Origin of the sequence: Citrobacter sp. Cu233 (assembly GCF_030332225.1) — a bacterium.
Lineage (GTDB): Bacteria > Pseudomonadota > Gammaproteobacteria > Enterobacterales > Enterobacteriaceae > Citrobacter.
The window spans coordinates 417,841-441,329 of the sequence record NZ_JAOWIF010000042.1; the positions used below are offsets into that span (position 1 = coordinate 417,841).

Annotated in this window: 20 protein-coding genes; 4 read left to right on the forward strand and 16 right to left on the reverse strand. The window is 52.7% G+C overall.

Annotation, left to right across the window (positions count from 1 at the left end):
* Positions 1-56: 56 nt before the first annotated feature.
* Positions 57-1,286 carry a polysaccharide deacetylase family protein gene (locus OGX95_RS20470; protein ID WP_286630776.1) on the forward strand — a complete coding sequence of 410 codons (1,230 nt, stop codon included), beginning with the start codon at positions 57-59 and terminating at the stop codon, positions 1,284-1,286.
* Position 1,287: 1 nt separating this feature from the next.
* Here OGX95_RS20470 and OGX95_RS20475 read toward each other — a convergent pair whose 3' ends face one another.
* The 16 genes from OGX95_RS20475 to thpR all read right to left on the reverse strand — a co-directional run bounded on the left by OGX95_RS20475 (position 1,288) and on the right by thpR (position 15,874).
* A complete protein-coding gene (locus OGX95_RS20475) occupies positions 1,288-2,397 on the reverse strand; it encodes a fimbrial protein (RefSeq protein WP_286630777.1) in 1,110 nt (369 codons plus the stop codon).
* A gap of 23 nt (positions 2,398-2,420) precedes the next feature.
* A complete protein-coding gene (locus OGX95_RS20480) occupies positions 2,421-3,017 on the reverse strand; it encodes a fimbrial-like protein (RefSeq protein ID WP_286630778.1) in 597 nt (198 codons plus the stop codon).
* 18 nt (positions 3,018-3,035) lie between these two features.
* Positions 3,036-3,602: a fimbrial protein gene (locus OGX95_RS20485; protein WP_286630779.1), complete on the reverse strand. Its 567-nt coding sequence runs from the start codon at positions 3,600-3,602 to the stop codon at positions 3,036-3,038.
* A gap of 17 nt (positions 3,603-3,619) precedes the next feature.
* Entirely contained in the window at positions 3,620-4,195 is a 576-nt protein-coding gene (locus OGX95_RS20490; protein ID WP_286630780.1) for a fimbrial protein, read from the reverse strand.
* Between the two features lie 19 nt (positions 4,196-4,214).
* Complete coding sequence (locus OGX95_RS20495) at positions 4,215-6,791, reverse strand: outer membrane usher protein (protein ID WP_502872789.1); 2,577 nt, start codon at positions 6,789-6,791, stop codon at positions 4,215-4,217.
* Between the two features lie 57 nt (positions 6,792-6,848).
* A complete protein-coding gene (locus OGX95_RS20500) occupies positions 6,849-7,583 on the reverse strand; it encodes a fimbrial chaperone (RefSeq protein WP_502872787.1) in 735 nt (244 codons plus the stop codon).
* Positions 7,584-7,644: 61 nt separating this feature from the next.
* Positions 7,645-8,229 carry a fimbrial protein gene (locus tag OGX95_RS20505; RefSeq protein ID WP_502872788.1) on the reverse strand — a complete coding sequence of 195 codons (585 nt, stop codon included), beginning with the start codon at positions 8,227-8,229 and terminating at the stop codon, positions 7,645-7,647.
* A gap of 355 nt (positions 8,230-8,584) precedes the next feature.
* On the reverse strand, positions 8,585-8,965 hold the full coding sequence (gene panD / locus OGX95_RS20510) for an aspartate 1-decarboxylase (protein ID WP_286630783.1): 381 nt from the start codon (positions 8,963-8,965) through the stop codon (positions 8,585-8,587).
* A gap of 96 nt (positions 8,966-9,061) precedes the next feature.
* Positions 9,062-9,916 (reverse strand): pantoate--beta-alanine ligase, encoded by an 855-nt coding sequence (gene panC / locus OGX95_RS20515; RefSeq protein ID WP_286630784.1) that lies wholly within the window; start codon positions 9,914-9,916, stop codon positions 9,062-9,064.
* Between the two features lie 125 nt (positions 9,917-10,041).
* The gene (gene panB / locus OGX95_RS20520; RefSeq protein WP_286630785.1) at positions 10,042-10,833 is read right to left on the reverse strand and encodes a 3-methyl-2-oxobutanoate hydroxymethyltransferase; all 792 of its coding nucleotides are present in this window, start codon (positions 10,831-10,833) and stop codon (positions 10,042-10,044) included.
* A gap of 120 nt (positions 10,834-10,953) precedes the next feature.
* Entirely contained in the window at positions 10,954-11,445 is a 492-nt protein-coding gene (folK, locus tag OGX95_RS20525; protein ID WP_286630837.1) for a 2-amino-4-hydroxy-6-hydroxymethyldihydropteridine diphosphokinase, read from the reverse strand.
* 110 nt (positions 11,446-11,555) lie between these two features.
* Complete coding sequence (gene pcnB / locus OGX95_RS20530; protein WP_212734722.1) at positions 11,556-12,950, reverse strand: polynucleotide adenylyltransferase PcnB; 1,395 nt, start codon at positions 12,948-12,950, stop codon at positions 11,556-11,558.
* 71 nt (positions 12,951-13,021) lie between these two features.
* Positions 13,022-13,918, reverse strand: coding sequence for a tRNA glutamyl-Q(34) synthetase GluQRS (gene gluQRS / locus OGX95_RS20535; protein ID WP_286630786.1), 897 nt, complete (start codon positions 13,916-13,918; stop codon positions 13,022-13,024).
* A 72-nt stretch (positions 13,919-13,990) separates the two neighbouring features.
* The gene (gene dksA, locus OGX95_RS20540) at positions 13,991-14,446 is read right to left on the reverse strand and encodes an RNA polymerase-binding protein DksA (RefSeq protein ID WP_003829221.1); all 456 of its coding nucleotides are present in this window, start codon (positions 14,444-14,446) and stop codon (positions 13,991-13,993) included.
* A gap of 177 nt (positions 14,447-14,623) precedes the next feature.
* Positions 14,624-15,328 (reverse strand): DNA/RNA nuclease SfsA, encoded by a 705-nt coding sequence (gene sfsA / locus OGX95_RS20545; RefSeq protein ID WP_286630787.1) that lies wholly within the window; start codon positions 15,326-15,328, stop codon positions 14,624-14,626.
* Between the two features lie 15 nt (positions 15,329-15,343).
* Positions 15,344-15,874, reverse strand: a complete 531-nt coding sequence (gene thpR / locus OGX95_RS20550; RefSeq protein ID WP_286630788.1) for an RNA 2',3'-cyclic phosphodiesterase — start codon at positions 15,872-15,874, stop codon at positions 15,344-15,346.
* A 73-nt stretch (positions 15,875-15,947) separates the two neighbouring features.
* Between thpR and hrpB the strand changes: the two genes are divergently transcribed.
* The 3 genes from hrpB to fhuA all read left to right on the forward strand — a co-directional run bounded on the left by hrpB (position 15,948) and on the right by fhuA (position 23,484).
* A complete protein-coding gene (hrpB, locus tag OGX95_RS20555; protein ID WP_286630789.1) occupies positions 15,948-18,377 on the forward strand; it encodes an ATP-dependent helicase HrpB in 2,430 nt (809 codons plus the stop codon).
* Positions 18,378-18,457: 80 nt separating this feature from the next.
* On the forward strand, positions 18,458-21,001 hold the full coding sequence (gene mrcB, locus OGX95_RS20560) for a bifunctional glycosyl transferase/transpeptidase (protein ID WP_286630790.1): 2,544 nt from the start codon (positions 18,458-18,460) through the stop codon (positions 20,999-21,001).
* A 233-nt stretch (positions 21,002-21,234) separates the two neighbouring features.
* Entirely contained in the window at positions 21,235-23,484 is a 2,250-nt protein-coding gene (gene fhuA / locus OGX95_RS20565; RefSeq protein WP_286630791.1) for a ferrichrome porin FhuA, read from the forward strand.
* Positions 23,485-23,489: the final 5 nt, after the last annotated feature.

A 23,489-nucleotide genomic window follows, 5' to 3' on the forward strand; every position in this document is an offset into this window, starting at 1 on the left:
GGTATTTATAGCGATTTTGCTACAATAATCGGAGTTTCTCGCCTCGGTTATCGTATATGGTGATGCGCGCTCTGTTGGTTCTGTTGCTCCTGTTCTCCGGTAGCGTTTCTGCGGCGTTGCCTGCTCGTTATATGCAAACGACCGAAGCGGCTGCCGTTTGGGCGCAGATCGGTAATAAAATGGTGACAGTGGGGAATATTCGCGCCGGTCAAATCCTCTCAGTAGAACCGATGGCCGCTGACTACTATGAATTCCCCTTTGGCTTTGGTACCGGGTTTATCGATAAGGGACACCTGGAGCCTGTTCAGGGCCGGCAAAAGGTTGGCGATGGTTTAGGTGACCTCAACAAACCGCTCAGCAATCAAAGCCTGATAACCTGGAAAGACACGCCCGTTTATAATGCCCCGGATGTTGGGAGTGCTCCGTTTGGCGTATTGGCGGACAACCTGCGCTATCCCATCATTAGTAAGCTCAAAGACCGACTCAATCAGACCTGGTTTCAGGTCCGCATTGGTGGCAGGCTGGCTTATATCAGCGCGCTGGATGCACAGGAAGACCACGGTATTCCCGTATTGACCTACCATCATATTCTGCGTGATGAAGAGAATACTCGCTTTCGCCACACCTCCACGACCACTTCTTTGCGTGCGTTCAGTAATCAAATGGCCTGGCTACGGGATCGTGGTTACACCACATTGACGATGTATCAACTGGAAGGCTACGTGCAGAATAAAATGAATCTGCCTGCACGGGCTGTTGTGCTGACGTTCGACGATGGCCTGAAGTCAGTCAGCCGTTATGCTTATCCTGTCCTCAGGCAGTACGGGATGAAAGCGACAGCATTTATCATTTCGTCACGTATCAAGCGCCACCCCCAGAAGTGGGACCCGAAATCGCTGCAGTTTATGAGCATCTCTGAATTGAACGGTATCAGGGATGTTTTTGACTTCCAGTCTCATACCCATTTTTTACACCGGGTAGATGACAACCATCGGCCGATTCTGCTGAGTCGTAGCTATCACAATATTCTGTTTGATTTTGCGCGTTCGCGGCGGGCACTTGCTCAGTTTAATCCCCATGTTATTTATCTTTCGTATCCATTTGGCGGTTATAACGCGACGGCGGTGAAGGCGGCGAACGACGCCGGTTTCCATCTGGCGGTCACGACGGTGAAAGGGAAGGTGAAACCGGGGGATAATCCGATGCTGCTGAAGCGGCTGTATATTTTACGTACGGATTCACTGGAGATGATGTCGCGGCTGATCAGTAACCAGCCGCAGGGTTAGGTCAGTAGTAGGTCATCAATATGGTGGCGGCTGCTCTGAACTCTCCAGCCTTCATCGTATTGCCGTCTTTGACCAACTGAGCGGTAAAGTCGATCACGTTGGCCGTGGTACTTGAGCCTGTATCGAAGCTATAGTGCGTCTCGGCGAATGAGTTGGGGATAAACTGAAATGACGTGTTTGACCCGAACATCAGCTTGACGCCCACGCCGGAGGCGGCGTTGGTGGTAAGCGTATTCCCCAGTAGATCGTTACTGCTTCCCGTGGTTTTATTTGCGGTGATTTTCACATCAACGCCAAACAGGTTATTGCAGCCCTTAAGCTGTACGGCAACGTCCTGAGTACGTGTTGATTGGTTAAAACCGGCAAGCATATAGTCACCGAGATCGATATTGGTTGAGCCATCGCTGAGTGCTGCGGCCTGACAGGTGGTGGTAATAATGGGGATCTGAAAGCTGGTTGGGGTAACGTTGAATGTCCAGGGCTTGTTATTGCTATCGGTTCTGTCGCCAATCGCCATTTGCCCCAGTGAGAAGCTGGCTTTTGGTGTTAATGTGGTGATACCGCGGGTATTCCCGGCAAACTCGGAGTTGTACTGATAAATATGAATGAGCGCTTTCCAGGTTTTGTTTTTCCAGCGTTCGTCATTGTGGTCAGCTTCCAGGGTCTCCCAGCTATCGGCGGCTACCCCCGTATTTTTAAAAAAGCCACCGCCCGCATCGGAATAAATTTTGGCGGTAAAATAGACACCTGGAATATTGGTGTAATACAAAATGGCGCTATCGTCATATGAGCTAGCGGCGCGGGCATAAGCTGTATCAGCTTTTTCTTTTAATACCTCGCCATCGTTACCCAGGCTACAGGTTGATTGCAGCGATGGGCTTAGCGTTAAATCAACTGTCGCGAGCAAAACCTCATCATTCGAATACCCAGGTCCACTGGATTGGCTCCAGCGGATATTATTTGAGGATATGCCATTTACCAGTGTTGTCGTACCACCGCTGCCGCTAGCAAACCGACACTCAATAGCGGCTTGCGCTGGACCCGCCGCAATTAACAGGGTGGCGAGCAGAAAATAACTATGCCTTACTGGTGTTCGCCGTGTAATAAACATGGGTAACCTTCTTTCATCCTGAATTAGTTATAAATGGTGCTGACCAGTACGTTGCTGGTTATTTTCCCTGTACTCACCGGGCCGGTATTTTGCGTCCGGGCATAGAACTCATACTCGGCGGCCCAGGCATTGTTTTGTATATCAATGGTCACGTCAGAGGTGCCATCGCTGTTGAGCACGTTGGTGTGGTGCGCGGTAGAAAAAATAACGATACCGACGTTATCCGCGCCGTTTGCTGTCACGGGCGTCTCATTGATAAATACCTGCCTGCTGCTCGTTGGCCACTGTCCGCTTTGTGGCTGGAAACTCAATTTCAGCGAATTCACCGTAATATTATCTCCCGGGCAGTTTTCCACTTTTATTGAGAAGGCTGAGCCAGCAGCGGCATCAGTGGGAGATAGACGTGAACTGCCGTCAGCGTTATAAAACCAACCTTTTCCGACGGTGGGAAGGTGGACCTGCCCGCCGTCAGAAACCGATATCTGGCAGGTGTTTTCAACAATATTTGCGCTGAGGGTCATCTCCAGGTTTGCGTCACCGGCCCGGCAGGTACATGCGACTGCCAGGCACGCCGATAGGCTGAAGATCGCACGTATTTTTTTACTCAGCGTGAATAACATGATTCCCTACCTCATCTACTATTGATATGTCACCAGGAACGTGACCGGGGCGCTGACGTTGCCTGCAGTGACATCGCTGATGGTTCGTGTCTTCGCAATCACGATTCTGGCATTCATCTCGACATCAACATTGCTATTGCTAATGGTGATGTTCTGTGCAGGTTTGCTATTGCAGCTCAGGAGCGTACCTGCGCCAGCTTCCCCCTTCCAGATTTCAAAACCAGTGGCGTTGCCCGCCGAGAAAGAATCGCCGTCAGAATCCGGGCCGGAACAACCGCCGCCGCTACCGGAAATGGCCTGGATCCTGGCAGATTTAACGCCTACGCAATCGCTGAATGCAATTTTGAAGGCTTCGCTGCGGGTCTGTGCAACCAGATCGGATTTAAACACGTCGCCAAAAGCGAGTGTGCTGATAGCTTGTCCGCCGGCGCTCTGGATTTGCGCCGTGCAGGTACCGGCTTCAATAGTTGATGTGAACGTTGCCTGAACACTGGTAGTGCCGGTAATGTCTGCGAGCGTCACTGAGGAGTAACCGACGGTGAGGAAGGTGGCAACGATCAAAGATGCCAGGGTATACATTTTCATTTTTGGGCTCCTTGCCGTTATTCATACTCAAAATTGAACGTTGCGGTGGCGCTGAAAATACCGGTTGTTCCTTTGCCTGTTGCCGTTTCTATGAGCCGGGCGACTAATGGCACTTCCTGGGCGTTGATTTCGCTTGATGTCCAAAGTAGGGTTTTGGCCTCGTCGGTGGCATTAATTTCAAAAGGCTGATCGGGAGTAATGGCTCGGGCGATGCTGACACCAACGTTGCTTGCTGCGTTATTGGTCGCCGAATTGCTAATGGCCGTTTGGATGCTGGAGGCGCTACCGGTGATGGTGGTTTTCAGTTTGGTTAAGCTTGACGGGCAGTCGACAATTTTGAGCTTAAACGCGGTGGTCGCGGAGGTGTCGGCGTTGATGATTTTATCCAGTTGGGTAATCCCGCCGCTGCCGATGGGGATAACATTGTTTGTGCCGTCGCCGCTACCGCCTTCAAGGGTCATATCGCAGGTGGTCTCGCGAAGCGTTGCGGTGAACGTCAGGTCGAGATTGAGCGTACCGTTGGCCATGGACGGCGAGCTTACGCACAGCGTTAGCAGGATGATAATACGGAAAAAGAACCGTGATGATTGCATAAAACACTCCTTGTAAAAACTATTCCATCTGGCAAGTTTGGTTATTCAGCAGGATGCTTAATCCCACTTTCTGTGCAGACTCCATAATGCGATATGTCACTGTACAGCTGCTGTTAGCAGTATTTCCCCATACGACGCGTAGCGTGCCATTGTCCTGCACGCCGCGGACATAAGCCTGCCCCGCCTGGCCGACTACGCCTATTGAAAGACCTTGTTCATTGAGTACATCTGCACCAAGCGGAATAAAACCGTGGTCTGAACGATGCAGATCGAGCAGCAGCGAACGGCCCTGATCGGTTTCAAAATCGACCCGAATGACGGCACCGCTGCGCGGTACGGCAATGGTACTGGTGTTTTTAACCTCTACATCCGATTCCAGGCTGGAGATATCAAGACCAACCGTGTTTTCCCGATAAGCAGACAAATACGGCATGATGGCGTAGCCAGAGCCGTCGATAACGCCATCGCCGGTCGTTAAGTGCGCACCTTCTGCACCGGGAGCGCTGACCAGTGCCAGCGTATCGGTGTCACCGATGCTGCCGGGCGCGAGCGTGAGCCCGCCGGCGTGCAGCAGCATGCCGCCACTGTAGCTCAAGGAGGCCTGGCGGTTACTCCCGTCTGCTGCGGAGGCAGAAAGGCTTAAGGGGCCATAAGCGCTGTTGTAGCTACCGTATCCACCGATTTGCTTGGTGTCGCTACCATCAGCATGAGTCGTGCTGGCGTTGATGCTGTAGCTAAAGCGGTAATCTTCGGTATTGCCGTTAGCGCTGGTATTCAGCGTTGAATTCTTTTTGAAGTCGGAACTCAGGCTGGTGTTGATGCTGGAGAACCTGCCCGTGGATTCTCCGTGGTTAAACAGCGTCCCCAGCGGAATACTGGGGTTGAGATACAGTCGATCGTCTTTTTCGCCGTACTCGTTATAGCTGCGCTGCAATGAGATACTGTAGCTGCCAAGACTGAATGAGTTGTTGTAACCTACTGAATACTGGGCGGTTGTTCTGCTGCTATTCCAGTAGTTTTGCCAGCTTCCTGTCAGATAAAGCGAACCATAATCCTTTTTTTCTGCTGCCAGCGGTTGGCTCACGTTAATTTGTATCTGGTTTTTCATCCGCTGATAGCTGTCATAGGTGCTGTTACTATCGTTGTCAGTGTTGTTTTGAATTTCGTCGGCGAGTGTGGCCGCATCGCTTAGTGTCAGATAGTTTGCCGTTGAAAAACGGTAGGCGGCGACGTTGAAAGAGGTGCGTGTCGGCTCAATCAGCTTGCTCCAGGAGAGGCGATAGCTTTGTCCGCTTAGCGGGCCCGGGCCGCTGATATCAGCATCGGAATAGGTCGCATCGAATGAGAATGCTCCCAGCCGTGTATTGATTGCCAACCCCAGCAGGCCGGAGAAATAATGGTTATCTGCATACTGTGCGCCAGCGTATCCCGTGGCTAGATCCGTTAAGCCGTAAAAGCCTGAGAGGTAGCCCACTTTGGGTCGTGTTTTCAAATTGCTATCATTCAGCTCACCCAGGCCAATATCCCAGCGGGCATTGCCGGGGCGAATAAGCTGGCTGACGGAGGAGTAGGGTACGGAAAAGGTACGCTGACTGCCGTCCGACTCTTCGACGGTAACCACCAGATCGCTGCCGTAGCCCACGGTGCTCAGGTCGCTAATTTCGAATTCGCCCGGCGGGACGGTGCTTTCATAAATTTTATTGCCGCTTTGCGTCACGGTGACTTTAGCATTGCTGTTGGCGACACCATGAATCGTGGGCGCATACGTGGAGATCCCGCCCGGCAGCATGCGGTCATCGTTATAAATACGCATACCGCGCAGGTTGAAAGAGTTAAATACATCGCCACGTGTATAGGAGTCGCCAAGCAACAACTGTGAATGTAGCCTTGTAAGGTCGCGCTGTAGATAAATGTCCTGACTGGCGTAGTCGGCGCCGCTGTCCTGATCCCAGTTGAGGGTGCCTCGCGAACGCAGGCGCCACGGCCCAAAATTCAGACCATATTTTAGTCCAGCATAGGCGGTTTCTGTTGTGCTGTTTGCGCTATGGTTACGCCAGGCGTTGAGATCGTACGAAACCATGGCTGCGGCTATCCCTTCATCCCAGAGCGAAGGATCAATATAGCCATTCGGGTGCCTGTCGATATAAATCTGCGGCGAATTGAGGTTGAGCTCTTGGGTACCGGCGTCAAAATCCCAACTCATGCCGGGAAAGGCGCTGGTGATATCAATGCAGGTATCTTCGTCGTTATCTTTTAGTTTTTCTTTAACTGCATCCGCTTTAACCCCTATCTGCATCAGTATTTTGGCGGTGAAGCAGGGGGTGGCTCGCGGGGTATTATTGTCCTTAAAGGTAAAATTGGTCAGCAGCTTTTTTCTTTTGTTTAGCGATAGTTGGGTTTTGAACGTCCCAGGAATAATGGGATTGCCTTTTGAGAAGCGGCTAATATCAATATTATTACCGGTGTTAAACAAGAATTGATCGTTAAATTCGACCTCTTCATTAGAAGGTTGAGGCGTAGAGGTATCGGCCGCAAAGGATGGATCCTGGGCAGCAAAATAGATAAAAATAAAGCAAATCGGGCTACGCAGTAACAATCTCTTCACTAATCCATTAGTTACTAACAGCAGAGGTACTGCTAGCAGGTTGTTATGTTATTTAATGACCGCTTGGTGTTGTTCTACTCCACCGAAATCATTAATAGATGCATAAGTAATTTTTGCGACTTTAGCCGAACGGGTATGAGTTAATGCCATAGCCTGACTGCTGAATGGCGCGACAGTGTGCGGCTCAACCTCTTCGGGTGCGCCACCTAACTGAGCGGTGACTTTTGCCAGCGAGACGTAATAGGGTGAATCGTTGTGTGCAACCAAAACAGGTTTGCTGTTTTGTCGCTGTTGAGACCATGTTAACTGCGTCGCCGCGGTTGAAGGAGTGCCTTTCAATCCATTTGGACGGAAGAACATTTTGATACGTGTACGGAACGCCAACTGCAGCATATTCTGGGTTTCAGCGTTTTTGGCTTTTGGCGGCACTTCAAGTACGTTAAACCAGTACATGGTTTCTCTGTCCTGAGCGAGCGGCTGCCCAAGCCAGGTGATGCGCACCGTCTGGCCTTTTCCGGCATCAATACGCGATACTGGCGGTGTGATGACGAAGGGAAGCTTCAGTTCCTGCGGGTTCGTGGTATCGCGGCCATCGTCCAGCCAGGTTTGCACTAATAGCGGTTTTCCACCTCGGTTTTCCATATTTACCGTCACGTCTTTGGCTGATTCCGGATAAATAACACGGGTGCCGGAAATCACTATATCGGCGAGAGCGGCATGAGATGCGAGAAAGGTTGCACCAAACAATAGCGCAGATTGGGCGGTTTTAGTGAGACTCATCATATTCATCCATAAATATCTAAGGCGCTTTTCCTGATAGATAAGCGCCTGTTTATCAAAGTAATTATTGATATGTCATTGTGAAGGTCACGTTGCTGCTTACGCTACCAGCAGTGATATCGTTTGTGTCTTTGACCCAGTCAGCGCTGGGAACATAGGCCACGCGATAGGAGAGAGTGCCTTCACCAGTACTGGTATCGGCGGCTTGGGTATTGTTGCCAGCGAGCCCGATGTTAATACGAGTTTTATCTGCGCTAGCATTGTTGTAGAGCGCCAGGTTGACGTTGTTAGCGTGGCCTGCCACGGTGGGGTCGCTTTTTAGCGTACCGTTAGTGAGATCGGCAAACTGCTGTGAGGTAAAGGTGGCGGAGGCGGTCGCTTGTCCGTCCGGGCAATTCGTGAGCTTCAATTCGAATTCTTTTTCACCCACACCTTTATCGATGGTTGTGCCTTCAACATCGCTTTTCTTTACAACAGGGAGTGATATGGTGACATTGTTTGCATCAACGCCGTTATTGGTTGTGATGGTACAGGTCGTATCCGTGACTGCGCCATCAAAAGTAATAAGACCCATATCGGCAGCCTGGGCTGAAAGAGAACCCATTGTGGCTACCGCGAAGGCGGTGGCAATAGTTGTTTTATAAATCATATATAATATCCATTTATGAGTGGTGATAAAATTAATTCATTTAATTTTCTATGTGCCTTAATATTATGTTTGTGAAATATAATCCTGTTTAGTTATATTTTCTAAAAAGATTATTAAGTTTTATTTGAAGTTTGGTGGGTATACCTTAATAGATTACGTGAGTAGCCCCCTCCGGGCCATGCTATGCAGGTTGTGGCTTGTTTGAGGAAAGGATTAATTCGACGGAATAGCGGCAGTGCGCAATAGATAAGGGAATGAGATATTATACGGCTGCATTAAATATATTATGATGCCGTATTACATAGGAGATAAATGTGCGGAGACAACCAGACTCATGCGGTCTCCGCAATTCGCATCACGCAACCTGTATCGGAATGGCTTTCGCGGTACGCTTCATTTCGTTGTCGCCTTCAAAGTAAGCCACTTTCGGGCGCCATGTACGGGCTTCTTCATCAGACATAGTGACAAAGCTGGCGATAATCACAATGTCACCGACATCAGCACAGTGTGCAGCCGCACCGTTCACCGAAATGATTTTGGAGCCGCGTTCAGCCGCAATCGCATAGGTTGAGAAACGTTTCCCATTCGTCACGTTCCAGATATCAATAGCTTCGTTTTCCAGAATACCTGAGGCATCGAGGAAATCCTGGTCGATGGCGCAGGAGCCTTCGTAGTGCAGGTCCGCCTGCGTGACTTTTACGCGGTGGAGCTTGCCTTGCAGCATGGTGCGAATCATAACTTCTATACCCTGTCGTTTACCTTGGCTAAGCAGGCGCAACTGGCCCGCTTTGAGAAATTTCTCAGGCAGTATTGCCCGATTTTTAACCCCTGTCTACTGGGCTAATGTAACGCTTTGATTATCGATCAGCCGTGCCTGGCCCAGCCATGCGGCGACCAGAATCACTGCGCGTTGGCTGCTTTCAGTCAGTTCCAGCAGTGTGTCGGCATCGCGGATCTGAATATCGTCGGCACGGAAACCTTTTTCATTCAGCTCCTGCGCGGCAATAGCAATAATCTCTTCCAGATCGCGCTCGCCGGCCTGTAATTTTTCGCCAATGCGGCTCATCACGTTGTACAAGCCTGGGGCGATTTTACGCTGCTCTGCCGTCAGATATCCGTTACGTGAGCTAAGGGCTAAGCCGTCTTTGGCGCGAATAATAGGCACACCGACGATCTCAATGTCATAACCCATATCCGCAACCATTTTGCGGATCAATGCTAACTGCTGGAAATCTTTTTCGCCAAAGCAAGCAACATCCGGCTGGATCAGATTGAACAGTTTGCTGACGATGGTTGCGACACCACGGAAGTGCCCTGGACGGCTAGCGCCTTCCAGCATAGTAGACAGCCCCGGAACCTCGACATAGGTTTGTGAATCGGTCCCTTGCGGATAGATCTCAAGCGCTGCCGGCGCAAAGACATAATCCACTTTGCGCTTGTTCAGCTTCTCACAATCTTCCTGCAGTGTTCGCGGGTAGCGCACCAGATCGTCCGGTCGGTCAAACTGCATCGGGTTGACGAAAATACTGACGATCACCACATCAGCCTGAGCTTTTGCTTCATCGACCAGCTTCATGTGACCGTCGTGTAGATTGCCCATGGTGGGAACCAGCGCCACACGTTTACCTTCCTGGCGCAGACGGCGAATATGCTGGCGCAGCAGCGGCAGGGTTTCAATAATTAGCACACCTTGACTCCTTTAGTTGCCTGAAGGTTTGTAGGCCAGATAAGCCGTTTGCGCCGCCATCCGGCAACGTGCGCCGAACCGCCTGATGGCGCTACGCTTATCAGGCCTGCATCTCGTCAGAAAATTTAGTGGAAGCTATGTTCTTCGCCCGGGTATACGCCGGATTCCACCTCAGCAATATACTGCCGCACAGCAGCACGCATGTCGCCTGCTTCGGCAAGGAAATTCTTCGCAAATTTCGGGATATGTCCGCCGGTAATGCCAAACGCATCGTGCATCACTAAAATCTGACCATCAGTCACATTACCTGCGCCAATACCGATCACCGGAATAGATAGCGCTTCGGTGATGCGTTTTGCCAGTTCAACTGGAACGCATTCCAGTACCAGCAATTGAGCGCCAGCCGCTTCCAGTGCCAGTGCGTCATCGAGTAGCGTTTGTCCTGCATCACCACGGCCTTGTACCTTATAGCCGCCAAAAATGTTGACGGACTGCGGGGTCAGCCCCAGATGACCGCAAACCGGGACCGCGCGTTCGGTCAGCATTTTCACTGTATCGACCAGCCATGCGCCGCCTTCAATCTTGACCATATTGGCACCCGCGCGCATCACAACCGCTGCGTTTGCAAAGGTTTGTTCTGGCGTAGCGTAGGCCATAAACGGGAGATCGGAAAGCAGCAGACAGTTGGGTGCCCCGCGACGCACAGTGCGAGTATGGTAGGCAATATCGTCAACAGTGACTGGCAGGGTAGAGTCATGACCCTGAATCGTCATCCCCAGTGAATCCCCCACCAGCATCACATTGATACCTTCGTCGGCAAATAGTTTCGCGAAGCTGTAGTCGTAGGCCGTAATCGTCGCGAAGTGTTTCTTCTCTTGCTTGTATTTTTGCAGCAATGAGATTGTTGTCGGTTTCATAACATTTCCTGATGGTGAAAGTCATATTTAACGGCATTCTAGCAGTCACATTCAGGGGGGCAATTGATTTAAGCAATCGTTTGGCGCGAAAGCAGTAAACGCTAAAGGGGAAGGATTACTTTACCAGTGTGCAGGTTTCGCTGCACCGAGTTGGGAGAGGTGTTGATGCAGGCTGGTTCCGTCCGGGAAGGTCAGTTCAGGTGCGATTTCAAAAAGTGGCCACAGCATAAAGCCGCGGTTTTTCATATCGTAGTGCGGTACGGTCAGACGTTCGGTGTTAATCACTTCATCACCAAACAGCATGATGTCAAGGTCCAGCGTACGCGGGCCCCAGCGTTCGGCTTTACGCACACGGCCCTGTTGCAACTCAATGCGTTGGGTGTGATTGAGTAACTCTTCCGCTGCAAGGGTGGTTTCCAGCGCGACGGCGGCGTTGAGGTAATCGGGTTGATCCTGTGGGCCCAATGGCGGAGTGCGGTAGAAGGAGGAGACGGCAACGACCCGGCTGTCAGGGATTTCTCCCAGCGCCTGCACGGCAGCATTAACCTGCTCCAGCGGGGAGGCTAAATTACTGCCGAGTGCGATATATACCCGTCGTCTTTCAAGCTGCATCTGTGTTGGCTTTCCTCGCTCATCCCAGTCACGTACTGATGTACGCTCCTGGGCATTTGCTGTGTCGCCGCCTTGATGCAACCCGAAATCCATTGGGGATACGCGATGGGTCACGCACTTCCCTCACGGCGTGGCGCGCGTTTACGCGGACGACGGTGCCGACGACGTTCCGGCTCTTCATCCAGTTCGTTCAGCATGCCTTTTTGTTCAGGCGGAGCCGACACCTGGAATTCGCCCCACCACTGCGCCAGACGCTGCAGTTCGGCATTGTTTTCCACTTCTGCACGCAGCGCCAGCAAATCGTAGGCCGCGCGGAATTTTGGATGCTCCATCAGCTTCCAGGCACGTTTGCCCTGGCGGCGGGACATGCGTAGCTGAAGCTGCCAGATATCACGGGTGAGCGATGTCAGGCGTTTCGGGATAGCCAGTGAACGACAGGCTTCATCCAACACGTCATTCATTGCCAGCGCGAAGGCGTCGTAGTAGGCCAGACCGCTTTCCTGGGCAATTTTCTGCGCGGTTTCCAGCAACGGATACCAGAACATCGCTGCAAACAAGAATGCCGGGTTCACGCGCATATCATTGTGGATGCGGGTGTCGGTATTCTTTAGTACCTGGGCAATGATGCGTTCCATCGCGCTGTCACCGTCCTCGGTGAAATAGCGGGTGATGGTTGGGAACAGCGGCTGGAACAGGCTGTACTCACGCAATTTTTTATAGGTTTCATAACCGTAGCCCGCCTGTAACAGCTTGAGCGCTTCTTCAAACAGGCGTGCAGGAGGAATATCGTTCAGCAGTGTTGCCAGACGTGGGATCGGCTCTGCGGTTTCCGGGCTGATACGCATATCAAGCTTGGCTGCAAAGCGTACCGCGCGCAGCATACGCACGGGATCTTCACGATAGCGCGTTTCAGGATTGCCAATCAGGCGGATTATACCGTCTTCCAGATCCTGCATTCCACCCACGTAATCACGAACGGTGAAATCAGCCACGCTATAGTAGAGGCTGTTGATGGTGAAATCGCGGCGCTGGGCATCTTCTTCGATGGAACCGAAGATGTTGTCGCGCAACAGCATTCCGTTTTGCCCACGCTGTGACGTTGCACGATCGGCTTCGCTGCCTTCATGATGACCACGAAAAGTAGCGACTTCGATAATTTCCGGGCCAAACATGACGTGAGCCAGACGGAAACGGCGTCCAACCAGACGGCAGTTGCGAAACAACTTCCGCACCTGATCCGGCGTAGCGTTAGTGGTGACATCAAAGTCTTTCGGTTTTTTGCCCAGCAAAAGGTCGCGCACGCCACCGCCAACCAGCCATGCCTCGTATCCAGCCTTATTAAGCCTGTACATTACCTTCAGGGCATTTTCACTGATATCTTTGCGGGAGATAGAGTGCTGCTCACGCGGGATTACCGTCATATGCGGACGGGCGACGGCAAGCTCGGCCTCGCGCTCCTCGCGGCTTAGCACCTTGCGGCAAAAATTAGCGACTCGGGTAAAAATAGTGCACCTCGGTAGTGTCAAACTTCAGTCAGAACAAGTGTTGCTGTGTAAAAATCGCGGCTAATCATAGCTCAGCATGAGTCATTTGAGAATGCCGGATTTACATTCACTGAACCCGGTACAGTCGTAAGCGTCCAATTTTGCACCGCAGTTTGCAGTAATTCTTCCACACTCAGCGCTTGCCACGGTATTGCAGTGTTCTGACCGAGGAAGCGCAACGCCTTGATGAGAATCGGGCGTGGATCGCCTTGCGGCAGGGCAGGCGCATGATTCTGCTTAGAAAGTTTAGCGCCTTGCTCGTTGAGCGCCAACGGCAGATGAATATAATCCGGTACTTGCCAGCCGAACTGCTGATACAACGAAATTTGGCGTACAGTAGGTTCGATGAGATCGGCACCGCGTACAATCTCAGTTACCCCCTGGAAGTGGTCATCAACCACCACCGCAAGGTTATAAGCAAACAATCCGTCGCGTCGGTGGATAATAAAGTCTTCCCGAGCAAGCTCTGGGTCGGCGTGAATATTGCCGCGCAGCAGGTCGTTAAAGTGTAAAACGGGATGCTGTTGCTTGATGCGTACCGCTGCATTTTCCGGCCCGTGGCGTAACGCGCGGCAGTGACCGTCGTAAATCCCGCCAACACGCTGAATACGGGCGCGTGTACAGGTACAGTAGTAGCTTAAATCTTGTTGTTGTAACCAGGCCAGTGCCTCACGGTAGGCATCATGGCGTTGCGATTGCCACATGATTTCGCCATCCCAGTGCAGCCCGTAATGTTCCAGCTGACGCAGAATCGTCTCTGCAGCACCGGGAACTTCACGAGGAGGATCGATATCTTCAATGCGTACCCGCCAGATTCCTCGCTGTGCACGGGCCTGTAGATAACTGCCGAGGGCGGCTACCAGGGAACCAAAATGCAGTTCACCGGAAGGTGAAGGGGCAAAACGGCCAATGTAGGGTTTGTCTGTCATGTCTGTGGATAACATAAAAGAAGAAGGCGGGAGAATCTCCCGCCTGTAGTAAACGTGGTACAAATGACGGGATTAACCCGCCATCTGTTTTTCGCGAATCTCAGCCAGCGTTTTGCAGTCGATACACAGATCGGCTGTCGGACGGGCTTCCAGACGACGAATACCAATTTCTACGCCGCATGATTCGCAGTAGCCGAAATCTTCATCTTCTACTTTCTTCAGCGTCTTCTCGATCTTTTTGATCAGTTTGCGCTCACGGTCACGGTTACGCAGCTCAAGGCTGAATTCTTCTTCCTGTGCGGCACGGTCAACCGGATCAGGGAAGTTAGCCGCTTCGTCCTGCATATGAGTCACAGTGCGATCGACTTCATCCCTGAGTTGATTACGCCATGCTTCAAGAATACGCCTGAAGTGCGACAGCTGGGCTTCGTTCATATACTCTTCGCCCGGTTTCTCCTGGTACGGCTCCACCCCAGCGATGGCGAGAATACTCAGGGACGATGTTTTACGGTTTTGCCCTTCTTGCATGTTGCTTCTCCTTAACACGCACTATCGATCCCCATGTTCGGGGGAAAAATCAGGTCGCTATAAATAGCAGATGCTTTTCCGGATAGCAATTATCTAAACGTAACACTTGACAACCCTGTGAGGAAAAGCGTATTTGCGCACGCGGCCAGAATACTAATTAACCCGTTGTTTACACCATTACAAGGCAATGGGCAACGGCTCTTTAAGAGTCATACCATGGGCAGAAAGTTCCGCTTTATAAACCAGAATTTCTACCCCCTTTAGCTGTGCTTCGACTAATAACTGCGCATATTTTGCATCGATATGGCGCGCGGGTGAAAACCGTGTAATGGCTGAATGCAGTACCGCGAAAAATATGACGGCACGTTTACCTTCAGCCGCTACGCTCATCAATTCCCGAAGATGTTTCTGACCTCGTTCAGTGATGGCATCGGGAAAATAACCATACTCTTTTTCCGCCAACGTGACTGATTTTACTTCAATATAGCAGTCAGTCCGGGAATCTGCCTGTAACAAAAAATCAATACGGCTGCCTTCTGCGCCGTATTTTACTTCACTTTTCAACACGCTGTAGCCAGAAAGCTCCGCAATGAACTCATTCTGAATAGCCTCTTTCGTTAAGCGATTGGCCCATAGCGTGTTAACACAAATAAATGCATCGGATCCGGTTTGCGTTAATTCCCAGGTATGTGGATATTTCCGCTTAGTATTTTCTGATGTTGAATACCAGACGGTATCACCAGGGGTTGCGCATCCGGTCATTGCTCCGGTATTTGGGCAGTGTAGCGTCAAGGTTGTACCATCAGGTGTGATCACATCCGCTAAAAAACGTTTATAGCGCTGAATTAGCGTAGCGCGTTGTAAAGGGGGAGAAAATTGCATGAATAATACCCTTGATTATTTGCTCAGCACCCAGCGTTGCAAGGTTGAATAGCGCGTGCGTCCTCGCTCAAATGACGAGGCATAAAGCGCAAACTCCGTAACCGGAAATGACCAGCAAAAACCGGGGGGCGGAATGGCGACTGCATGGCTGGCATCGCGCAAGAGCGTGATATGCGGGTGAAAGGGCTGTGGGCTTTGGTAGCACCCGCTGCGTGCGGCCTGTGCTCGCAGCATATTGGCCAGTTGCAATAGCCCGCGTGGCGGCTGGCGGATTCCCAGCCATACGACCCGCGAACGCAGCCATTGCCCTGCATCGTCCAGCCTGAGCGTAAATGCCGGCTGGCGAATGCGTCCGGCCAGCTGTGATAGCGCTTGCTGTTTCTCTGTACTAACATCCCCTAAAAAAGCCAGCGTCAGGTGCAGATTGTCCGCGGCGACCGGGCGGCCCGCTTCCGGTGGAAATTGTGCGGCTCGCCAGTGGATGAGCTGCTCCCGAACCTCAGCAGGCAATTCAATGGCAAAGAACAGCCGTTTTGGCTCAGACATGATGGATACTCGGTTATGAATTAACGCGATGCTACAATGCAGCGCGAAGAATGTTAACCCTCTGGAGTCATTTGTGACGTCATTGCCCGTTGCCGCCATAGTGCCTGAACTGCTTACTGCCCTTGATGCCTCACCGCAGGTCCTGCTGACCGCGCCGACGGGGGCCGGGAAATCGACCTGGCTGCCGCTACAGCTTCTGACGCATCAGGGGATTACGGGGCGCATTATCCTGCTGGAACCCCGTCGCCTGGCGGCTCGCAATGTGGCACAACGACTGGCGGAGTCGCTAAACGAAAAGCCCGGCGAAACCGTGGGTTATCGCATGCGCGCGCAAAATTGCGTTGGGCCGCAAACCCGGCTTGAAGTGGTCACAGAAGGTGTGCTCACGCGCATGATCCAACGCGATCCAGAATTGCAGGGCGTTGGTCTGGTGATCCTTGATGAATTTCACGAGCGCAGCCTGCAGGCGGATCTGGCACTGGCGCTCCTGTTGGACGTGCAGCAAGGCCTGCGGGACGATTTAAAACTGCTGATTATGTCAGCAACTCTGGACAACGGGCGTTTGCAGCAGCTGTTGCCTGAAGCGCCTACCCTTGTTTCCGAAGGCCGTGCGTTTCCTGTTGAACGGCGCTACCAGCCGCTGGCGACGCATTTGCGTTTTGACGAGGCGGTTGCCATTGCCACTGCGGAGTTGCTGCGTAACGAGAGTGGTTCGTTGCTGCTATTTTTACCCGGCGTGGGGGAGATCCTGCGCGTGCAGGAGCAATTGGCAGGGCGTGTGGGCAGCGATATCCTGCTGTGCCCGCTGTACGGCGCATTATCGCTGACCGAGCAGCGACAGGCCATTTTGCCCGCGCCGCCGGGGAGACGTAAAGTCGTACTGGCAACCAATATTGCTGAAACCAGCTTAACCATTGAAGGTATCCGTCTGGTGGTGGACTGTGCTCAGGAGCGTGTGGCGCGTTTTGATGCCCGCACGGGATTGACGCGACTGATTACCCAACGCATTAGTCAGGCTTCAATGACCCAACGTGCAGGGCGAGCAGGCCGCCTGGAACCCGGTATTTGTCTGCACCTGCTGGCGAAAGAGCAGGCTGAAAGAGCGACGGCGCAGAGTGAGCCTGAGATTTTACAGAGTGATTTATCCGGTTTGCTGATGGAACTGTTGCAATGGGGATGCACTGACCCCGCACAGTTGAGCTGGCTGGATAGGCCGCCAGTCGTAAATATGCAGGCGGCAACGCGTTTGTTACAGATGCTGGGCGCGCTGGAGGGCGACAGACTCAGTGCCACCGGACAGAAAATGGCGGCCCTGGGCAACGATCCCCGCTTAGCAGCAATGCTCGTCAGTGCTAACAATGACGACGAAGCGGCAACGGCAGCAAAGCTGGCGGCAATTCTGGAAGAACCACCGCGCGGTGGGAGCACCGATCTGACAACAGCGTTTTCACGCCACCAGCCCGCCTGGCAACTGCGTAGCCAGCAGCTATTAAAGCGCCTGAATGTGCGGGGAGGCCAGCCTGATAGCGAACTGTTAGCACCTTTACTGGCGCAGGCGTTTGCCGATCGTATTGCCCGGCGCCGTGGTCAGGAAGGGCGCTATCAACTGGCGAACGGGATGGGGGCGATGCTGGATGCTGATGATGCTTCAGCGCGCCATGAGTGGCTTATCGCGCCGCTGTTGCTACAGGGTAGTGCCTCGCCGGATGCTCGCATTTTGTTGTCTCTGCCGCTGGATATCGACAGCGTCATACAGACGTGTCCTGAGCTGCTGCGACAGTCAGATACTATTGAATGGGATGAAAACCAGGGGACGCTGAAAGCGCTGCGCCGAATGCGCATTGGTCAACTGACAGTTAAAGTGCAGCCACTGGCTAAACCTTCGGAAGAAGAGTTGCATCAGGCCATGTTGAACGGAATTCGCGATAAAGGCCTAAGTGTGCTCAACTGGACGCCGGAGGCTGAACAGTTTCGGTTGCGTCTGCACTGTGCGGCAAACTGGTTGCCGGAGTACGGTTGGCCTGCTGTCGATGATGCTTCGCTGCTGTCGACGCTGGAGAGCTGGCTATTGCCGCATATGAGCGGTGTGCACTCTTTACGCGCGCTCAAAGCATTAAATGTGGCTCAGGCATTGCGTGGTTTACTGGACTGGTCAATGCTGCAACGTCTGGAGAGTTCGCTGCCTGCGCATTACACTGTGCCGACGGGAAGCCGGATAGCCATTCGCTATCACGAGGATAACCCCCCGACACTGGCGGTCAGGATGCAGGAAATGTTTGGCGAAGCGGATACGCCAACCATCGCCGAGGGGCGTGTGTCGTTGGTGCTGGAACTGCTTTCTCCGGCCCAGCGACCGCTGCAGGTCACAAGCGATCTGAGCGCGTTCTGGAAAGGATCGTACCGTGAGGTACAAAAAGAGATGAAAGGGCGTTATCCCAAGCACGTCTGGCCGGACGATCCGGCGAATAGCGCGCCAACGCGGCGGACCAAAAAGTATTCATAAATTGAGAGATTTCTTCTTCTGTCGCCTGACGGAAGAACAGAGAATCAGGCCTTTGCGCCTGAATGTTGCGGAGAAAAAGCATGGCGGGGAATGACCGCGAGCCAATTGGACGTAAAGGGAAACCGACACGTCCGGTGAAACAAAAGGTGAGCCGTCGTCAACTCAGAGATGACGAGTATGACGACGATTATGATGATGATGACTATGAGGATGAAGAACCGATGCCGCGTAAGGGTAAGGGCAAAGGGCGTAAGCCTCGTGGTAAGCGTGGCTGGTTCTGGCTGCTGGTAAAACTGTCGATCGTTTTTTTGGTGCTGATCGCGATATATGGCGTGTACCTGGACCAAAAAATTCGCAGCCGTATTGATGGTAAAGTCTGGCAACTGCCTGCGGCTGTTTATGGCCGAATGGTGAACCTTGAACCAGAAATGCCCATCGGCAAGAACGAGATGGTGAAACTGCTGGAGGCGACACAGTATCGTCAGGTCTCGAAGATGACGCGTCCCGGCGAGTTTACCGTGCAGGCGAACAGTATTGAGATGATCCGCCGTCCGTTTGACTTCCCGGACAGTAAAGAAGGGCAGGTGCGTGCGCGTCTGACCTTTGATGGCGATCATCTGGATACCATTGAGAATATGGATAACAACCGCCAGTTCGGTTTCTTCCGTCTCGATCCGCGTTTGATCACCATGCTGTCTTCCCCGAACGGCGAGCAGCGTCTGTTCGTTCCGCGCAGCGGTTTCCCGGATCTGCTGGTGGATACGCTGCTGGCGACCGAAGACCGCCATTTCTATGAGCACGACGGTATCAGCCTCTATTCCATTGGACGTGCAGTGCTGGCGAACCTGACAGCCGGTCGTACGGTGCAGGGGGCCAGTACGCTGACACAGCAACTGGTGAAAAACCTGTTCCTGTCCAGCGAGCGCTCATACTGGCGTAAAGCGAACGAAGCCTATATGGCGCTGATCATGGATGCGCGCTACAGCAAAGACCGCATTCTTGAACTGTATATGAATGAGGTGTACCTCGGTCAGAGCGGCGACAACGAGATCCGTGGCTTCCCGTTGGCGAGCCTGTACTATTTTGGTCGCCCGGTAGAGGAGTTGAGTCTTGACCAGCAGGCGCTGTTGGTGGGGATGGTGAAAGGCGCGTCAATCTACAACCCATGGCGTAATCCGAAGCTGGCGCTGGAGCGTCGTAACCTGGTGCTGCGCCTGCTGCAGCAGCAGCAGATTATCGATCAGGATCTGTATGACATGCTGAGTGCGCGTCCGTTAGGCGTGCAGCCGCGTGGTGGGGTGATTTCACCACAACCCGCGTTTATGCAGATGGTACGCCAGGAGCTACAGGCGAAGCTGGGCGATAAAGTCAAAGATCTCTCCGGTGTGAAAATTTTCACCACCTTTGATTCCGTGGCGCAGGATGCGGCAGAAAAAGCGGCGGTGGAAGGCATTCCGGTGCTGAAAAAACAGCGTAAGCTGAGCGATCTGGAAACGGCGATTGTGGTCGTTGACCGCTTTAGCGGCGAGGTTCGTGCCATGGTCGGAGGCGCAGAGCCGCAGTTTGCGGGCTATAACCGCGCGATGCAGGCCCGTCGTTCCATCGGTTCTCTGGCAAAACCGGCAACCTATCTGACGGCGCTGAGCCAGCCGAAGCTGTATCGCCTGAATACCTGGATCGCCGATGCGCCGATTGCTCTGCGCCAGCCGAACGGCCAGGTGTGGTCACCGCAAAACGATGACCGTCGCTATAGCGAAAGCGGTAAAGTGATGCTGGTGGATGCGTTAACGCGTTCAATGAACGTCCCGACCGTCAATCTGGGGATGGCGCTGGGCCTGCCAGCTGTTACCGAGACCTGGACGAAACTGGGCGCCCCGAAAGATCAGCTCAATCCGGTTCCGGCGATGCTGCTGGGGGCGTTGAACCTGACGCCAATTGAAGTGGCGCAGGCGTTCCAGACCATCGCCAGCGGGGGTAACCGTGCGCCATTATCAGCACTGCGTTCGGTCATTGCTGAAGATGGGACCGTGTTGTATCAAAGCTTCCCGCAGGCAGAGCGCGCAGTTCCGGCTCAGGCGGCATATATGACGCTGTGGACGATGCAACAGGTGGTTCAACGCGGTACGGGTCGTCAACTGGGCGCGAAGTACCCAGGCCTCCATCTGGCAGGTAAAACCGGGACCACCAACAACAACGTGGATACCTGGTTTGCCGGTATCGACGGCAGCCAGGTGACGATTACCTGGGTAGGCCGCGATAACAACCAGCCAACCAAGTTGTACGGTGCAAGCGGGGCGATGTCGATTTACCAGCGTTATCTGGCAAACCAGACACCCACACCGCTTACGCTGACGCCGCCGGAAGATATCGTGGATATGGGCGTCGATTACGACGGTAACTTCGTGTGCAGTGGCGGTATGCGTACGCTGCCGGTGTGGACAAGCGATCCGGATTCGCTCTGCCAGCAAGGCGAGGCGCAGCAGCAGTCGGGCAATCCGTTTGATCAGTCAACGCCGCAGCAACAGCCTCAACAACAGCAGCAACAGCAACAAGCGCCGCAGCCAGAGAAGAAAGACGGCGACGGTGTTGCTGGTTGGATCAAAGATATGTTCGGCAGTAACTAACCTCTCCCAAAACCCGCTCCGGCGGGTTTTTCTTTTCTCACATCCGGTTCCGGGCAAAACAACATTCCAGCCTAATTTATTAACCCTTTCTTTTCATCTGGTTATTTCTTAACCCCTCAGTTTTAGTAGGGGCGCGTATCGCTTGCTATCTCGCCAGCGTTTCGAATATTATGCTGTCGTTATAATAATAATTCTCGTTTACGTTATCATTCACTTTCATCAGAGAAATACCAATGGCGCGTCTTAAAACTGCTCAGCCGAGTTCATCGCTGCGTAAAATCGCAGTTGTGGTAGCCACAGCGGTTAGCGGCATGTCTGTGTATGCACAGGCGGCGGTTCAACCGAAAGAAGAAACCATCACCGTAACCGCAGCTCCTGCCGCACAAGAAAGCGCATGGGGGCCAGCTGCAACCATCGCCGCACGCCAGTCTGCTACGGCGACCAAAACCGATACCCCTATTCAGAAAGTTCCGCAGTCTATTTCAGTGGTCACTGCCGAAGAGATGGCATTGCATCAGCCAAAATCGGTTAAAGAGGCGCTCAGCTACACCCCTGGCGTTGCCGTGGGCACGCGTGGCGCGTCCAATACCTATGACTACCTGATTATTCGTGGATTTGCCGCAGACGGCCAAAGTCAGAATAACTATCTGAATGGCCTGAAGATGCAGGGTAACTTCTACAACGATGCTGTAATTGACCCTTATATGCTGGAGCGTGCTGAAGTGATGCGCGGTCCAGTTTCCGTTCTGTACGGAAAGAGCAACCCGGGTGGGTTGTTGAACATGGTCAGCAAGCGCCCGACAACGGAACCGCTGAAAGAAATTCAGTTCAAAATGGGCACTGACAGCCTGTTCCAGACCGGTTTTGACTTCAGCGATGCGCTGGATGACGATGGTGTGTACTCATACCGTCTGACCGGCCTGGCACGTTCCGCAAATGCCCAGCAGCAGGGCGCAGAAGAACAACGTTATGCTATCGCGCCATCTTTCTCATGGCGTCCGGATGATAAGACGAACTTCACCTTCCTTTCCTACTTCCAGAACGAGCCGGAAACGGGTTATTACGGCTGGTTGCCGAAAGAGGGGACTGTGTCTAAGTTGCCAAACGGTTCGCGTCTGCCAACCGATTTCAACGAAGGTGCGAACAACAATACCTACTCTCGTAATGAGAAGATGGTGGGTTACAGCTTCGACCACGAATTTAACGACACCTTCACCGTGCGTCAGAATCTACGTTATGCGCAAAACAAAGTGTCGCAGAAAAGCGTGTATGGCTATGGTATGTGCTCCGATCCACTTTATACAAAGGATCCGGCAAACAGTCCTTGCGCCAGTGTCCCTCAGTCAGATTGGGATCATACGCTGACTCGTCAGTATGTTGACGATAATGAGAAATTGCAGAACTTCGCTGTTGATACCCAGTTGCAGAGTAAATTCACCACCGGTTCTCTGGATCATACCCTGCTGACCGGCGTTGATTTTATGCGTATGCGTAACGATATCGACTCCTGGTTTGGTTGGGCCGGGTCAGTACCTCCGTCCGATATCTATAATCTTGATCGCAGCGACTTCGATTTTGGTTCGCATCCTGGTCCTGGCGCTGCCTACCGTGTCCTGAATAAACAGAAACAGACTGGCCTGTATGCGCAGGATCAGATGCAGTGGGATAAGGTGCTGGTGACTTTGGGCGGTCGTTACGACTGGGCTAAACAGGACTCTCTGAACCGTGTTTCTGGCGTTACGGATTCCCGTGATGATAAGCAGTTCACCTGGCGTGGCGGTGTGAACTATCTGTTCGATAATGGCGTAACGCCTTACTTCAGTTACAGTGAATCCTTTGAACCGGCTTCACAAACGGGCGCAAGCGGTAATATCTTTGCTCCATCCAAAGGTAAGCAGTACGAAGCGGGTGTGAAGTATGTGCCGAGCGATCGTCCGATCGTGTTGACCGGTGCCGTTTACCAGTTGACTAAAACCAACAATCTGATGGCTGATCCGTCAGGTTCGATTTTCTCGGTTGAAGGTGGTGAAATTCGTTCACGCGGTGTTGAAATTGAAGCGAAAGCGGCGCTGTCAGCAAGCGTTAACGTGGTCGGTTCTTATACCTATACCGATGCGGAATACACCACTGACACCAACTACAAAGGCAACACGCCTGCTCAGGTGCCAAAACATATGGCATCACTGTGGGGTGACTACACCATCTATGACGGCGCATTATCTGGCCTGACGCTGGGAACTGGCGCGCGTTTAACCGGCTCAAGCTACGGCGATCCGGCAAACTCCTTCAAAGTGGGAAGCTACACGGTAGTGGATGCGTTAGTACGATACGATCTGGCGCGCGTCGGTATGGCGGGGTCCAACGTAGCGTTGCATGTGAACAATTTGCTTGATCGTGAGTACGTTGCCAGCTGTTTCAACACTTATGGCTGTTTCTGGGGCGCAGAACGTCAGGTCGTTGCAACAGCAACCTTCCGTTTCTAATTTCT

Bases quoted from the DNA above. Each gene is read 5' to 3' on its own strand.
- OGX95_RS20470 (WP_286630776.1), top strand. From the start codon at position 57: ATGGTGATGCGCGCTCTGTTGGTTCTGTTGCTCCTGTTCTCCGGTAGC.
- OGX95_RS20475 (WP_286630777.1), bottom strand. From the start codon at position 2,397: ATGTTTATTACACGGCGAACACCAGTAAGGCATAGTTATTTTCTGCTC.
- OGX95_RS20480 (WP_286630778.1), bottom strand. From the start codon at position 3,017: ATGTTATTCACGCTGAGTAAAAAAATACGTGCGATCTTCAGCCTATCG.
- OGX95_RS20485 (WP_286630779.1), bottom strand. From the start codon at position 3,602: ATGAAAATGTATACCCTGGCATCTTTGATCGTTGCCACCTTCCTCACC.
- OGX95_RS20490 (WP_286630780.1), bottom strand. From the start codon at position 4,195: ATGCAATCATCACGGTTCTTTTTCCGTATTATCATCCTGCTAACGCTG.
- OGX95_RS20500 (WP_502872787.1), bottom strand. From the start codon at position 7,583: ATGATGAGTCTCACTAAAACCGCCCAATCTGCGCTATTGTTTGGTGCA.
- OGX95_RS20505 (WP_502872788.1), bottom strand. From the start codon at position 8,229: ATGATTTATAAAACAACTATTGCCACCGCCTTCGCGGTAGCCACAATG.
- panD (WP_286630783.1), bottom strand. From the start codon at position 8,965: ATGATTCGCACCATGCTGCAAGGCAAGCTCCACCGCGTAAAAGTCACG.
- panB (WP_286630785.1), bottom strand. From the start codon at position 10,833: ATGAAACCGACAACAATCTCATTGCTGCAAAAATACAAGCAAGAGAAG.
- folK (WP_286630837.1), bottom strand. From the start codon at position 11,445: ATGCAGCTTGAAAGACGACGGGTATATATCGCACTCGGCAGTAATTTA.
- gluQRS (WP_286630786.1), bottom strand. From the start codon at position 13,918: ATGACAGACAAACCCTACATTGGCCGTTTTGCCCCTTCACCTTCCGGT.
- dksA (WP_003829221.1), bottom strand. From the start codon at position 14,446: ATGCAAGAAGGGCAAAACCGTAAAACATCGTCCCTGAGTATTCTCGCC.
- sfsA (WP_286630787.1), bottom strand. From the start codon at position 15,328: ATGCAATTTTCTCCCCCTTTACAACGCGCTACGCTAATTCAGCGCTAT.
- thpR (WP_286630788.1), bottom strand. From the start codon at position 15,874: ATGTCTGAGCCAAAACGGCTGTTCTTTGCCATTGAATTGCCTGCTGAG.
- mrcB (WP_286630790.1), top strand. From the start codon at position 18,458: ATGGCGGGGAATGACCGCGAGCCAATTGGACGTAAAGGGAAACCGACA.
- fhuA (WP_286630791.1), top strand. From the start codon at position 21,235: ATGGCGCGTCTTAAAACTGCTCAGCCGAGTTCATCGCTGCGTAAAATC.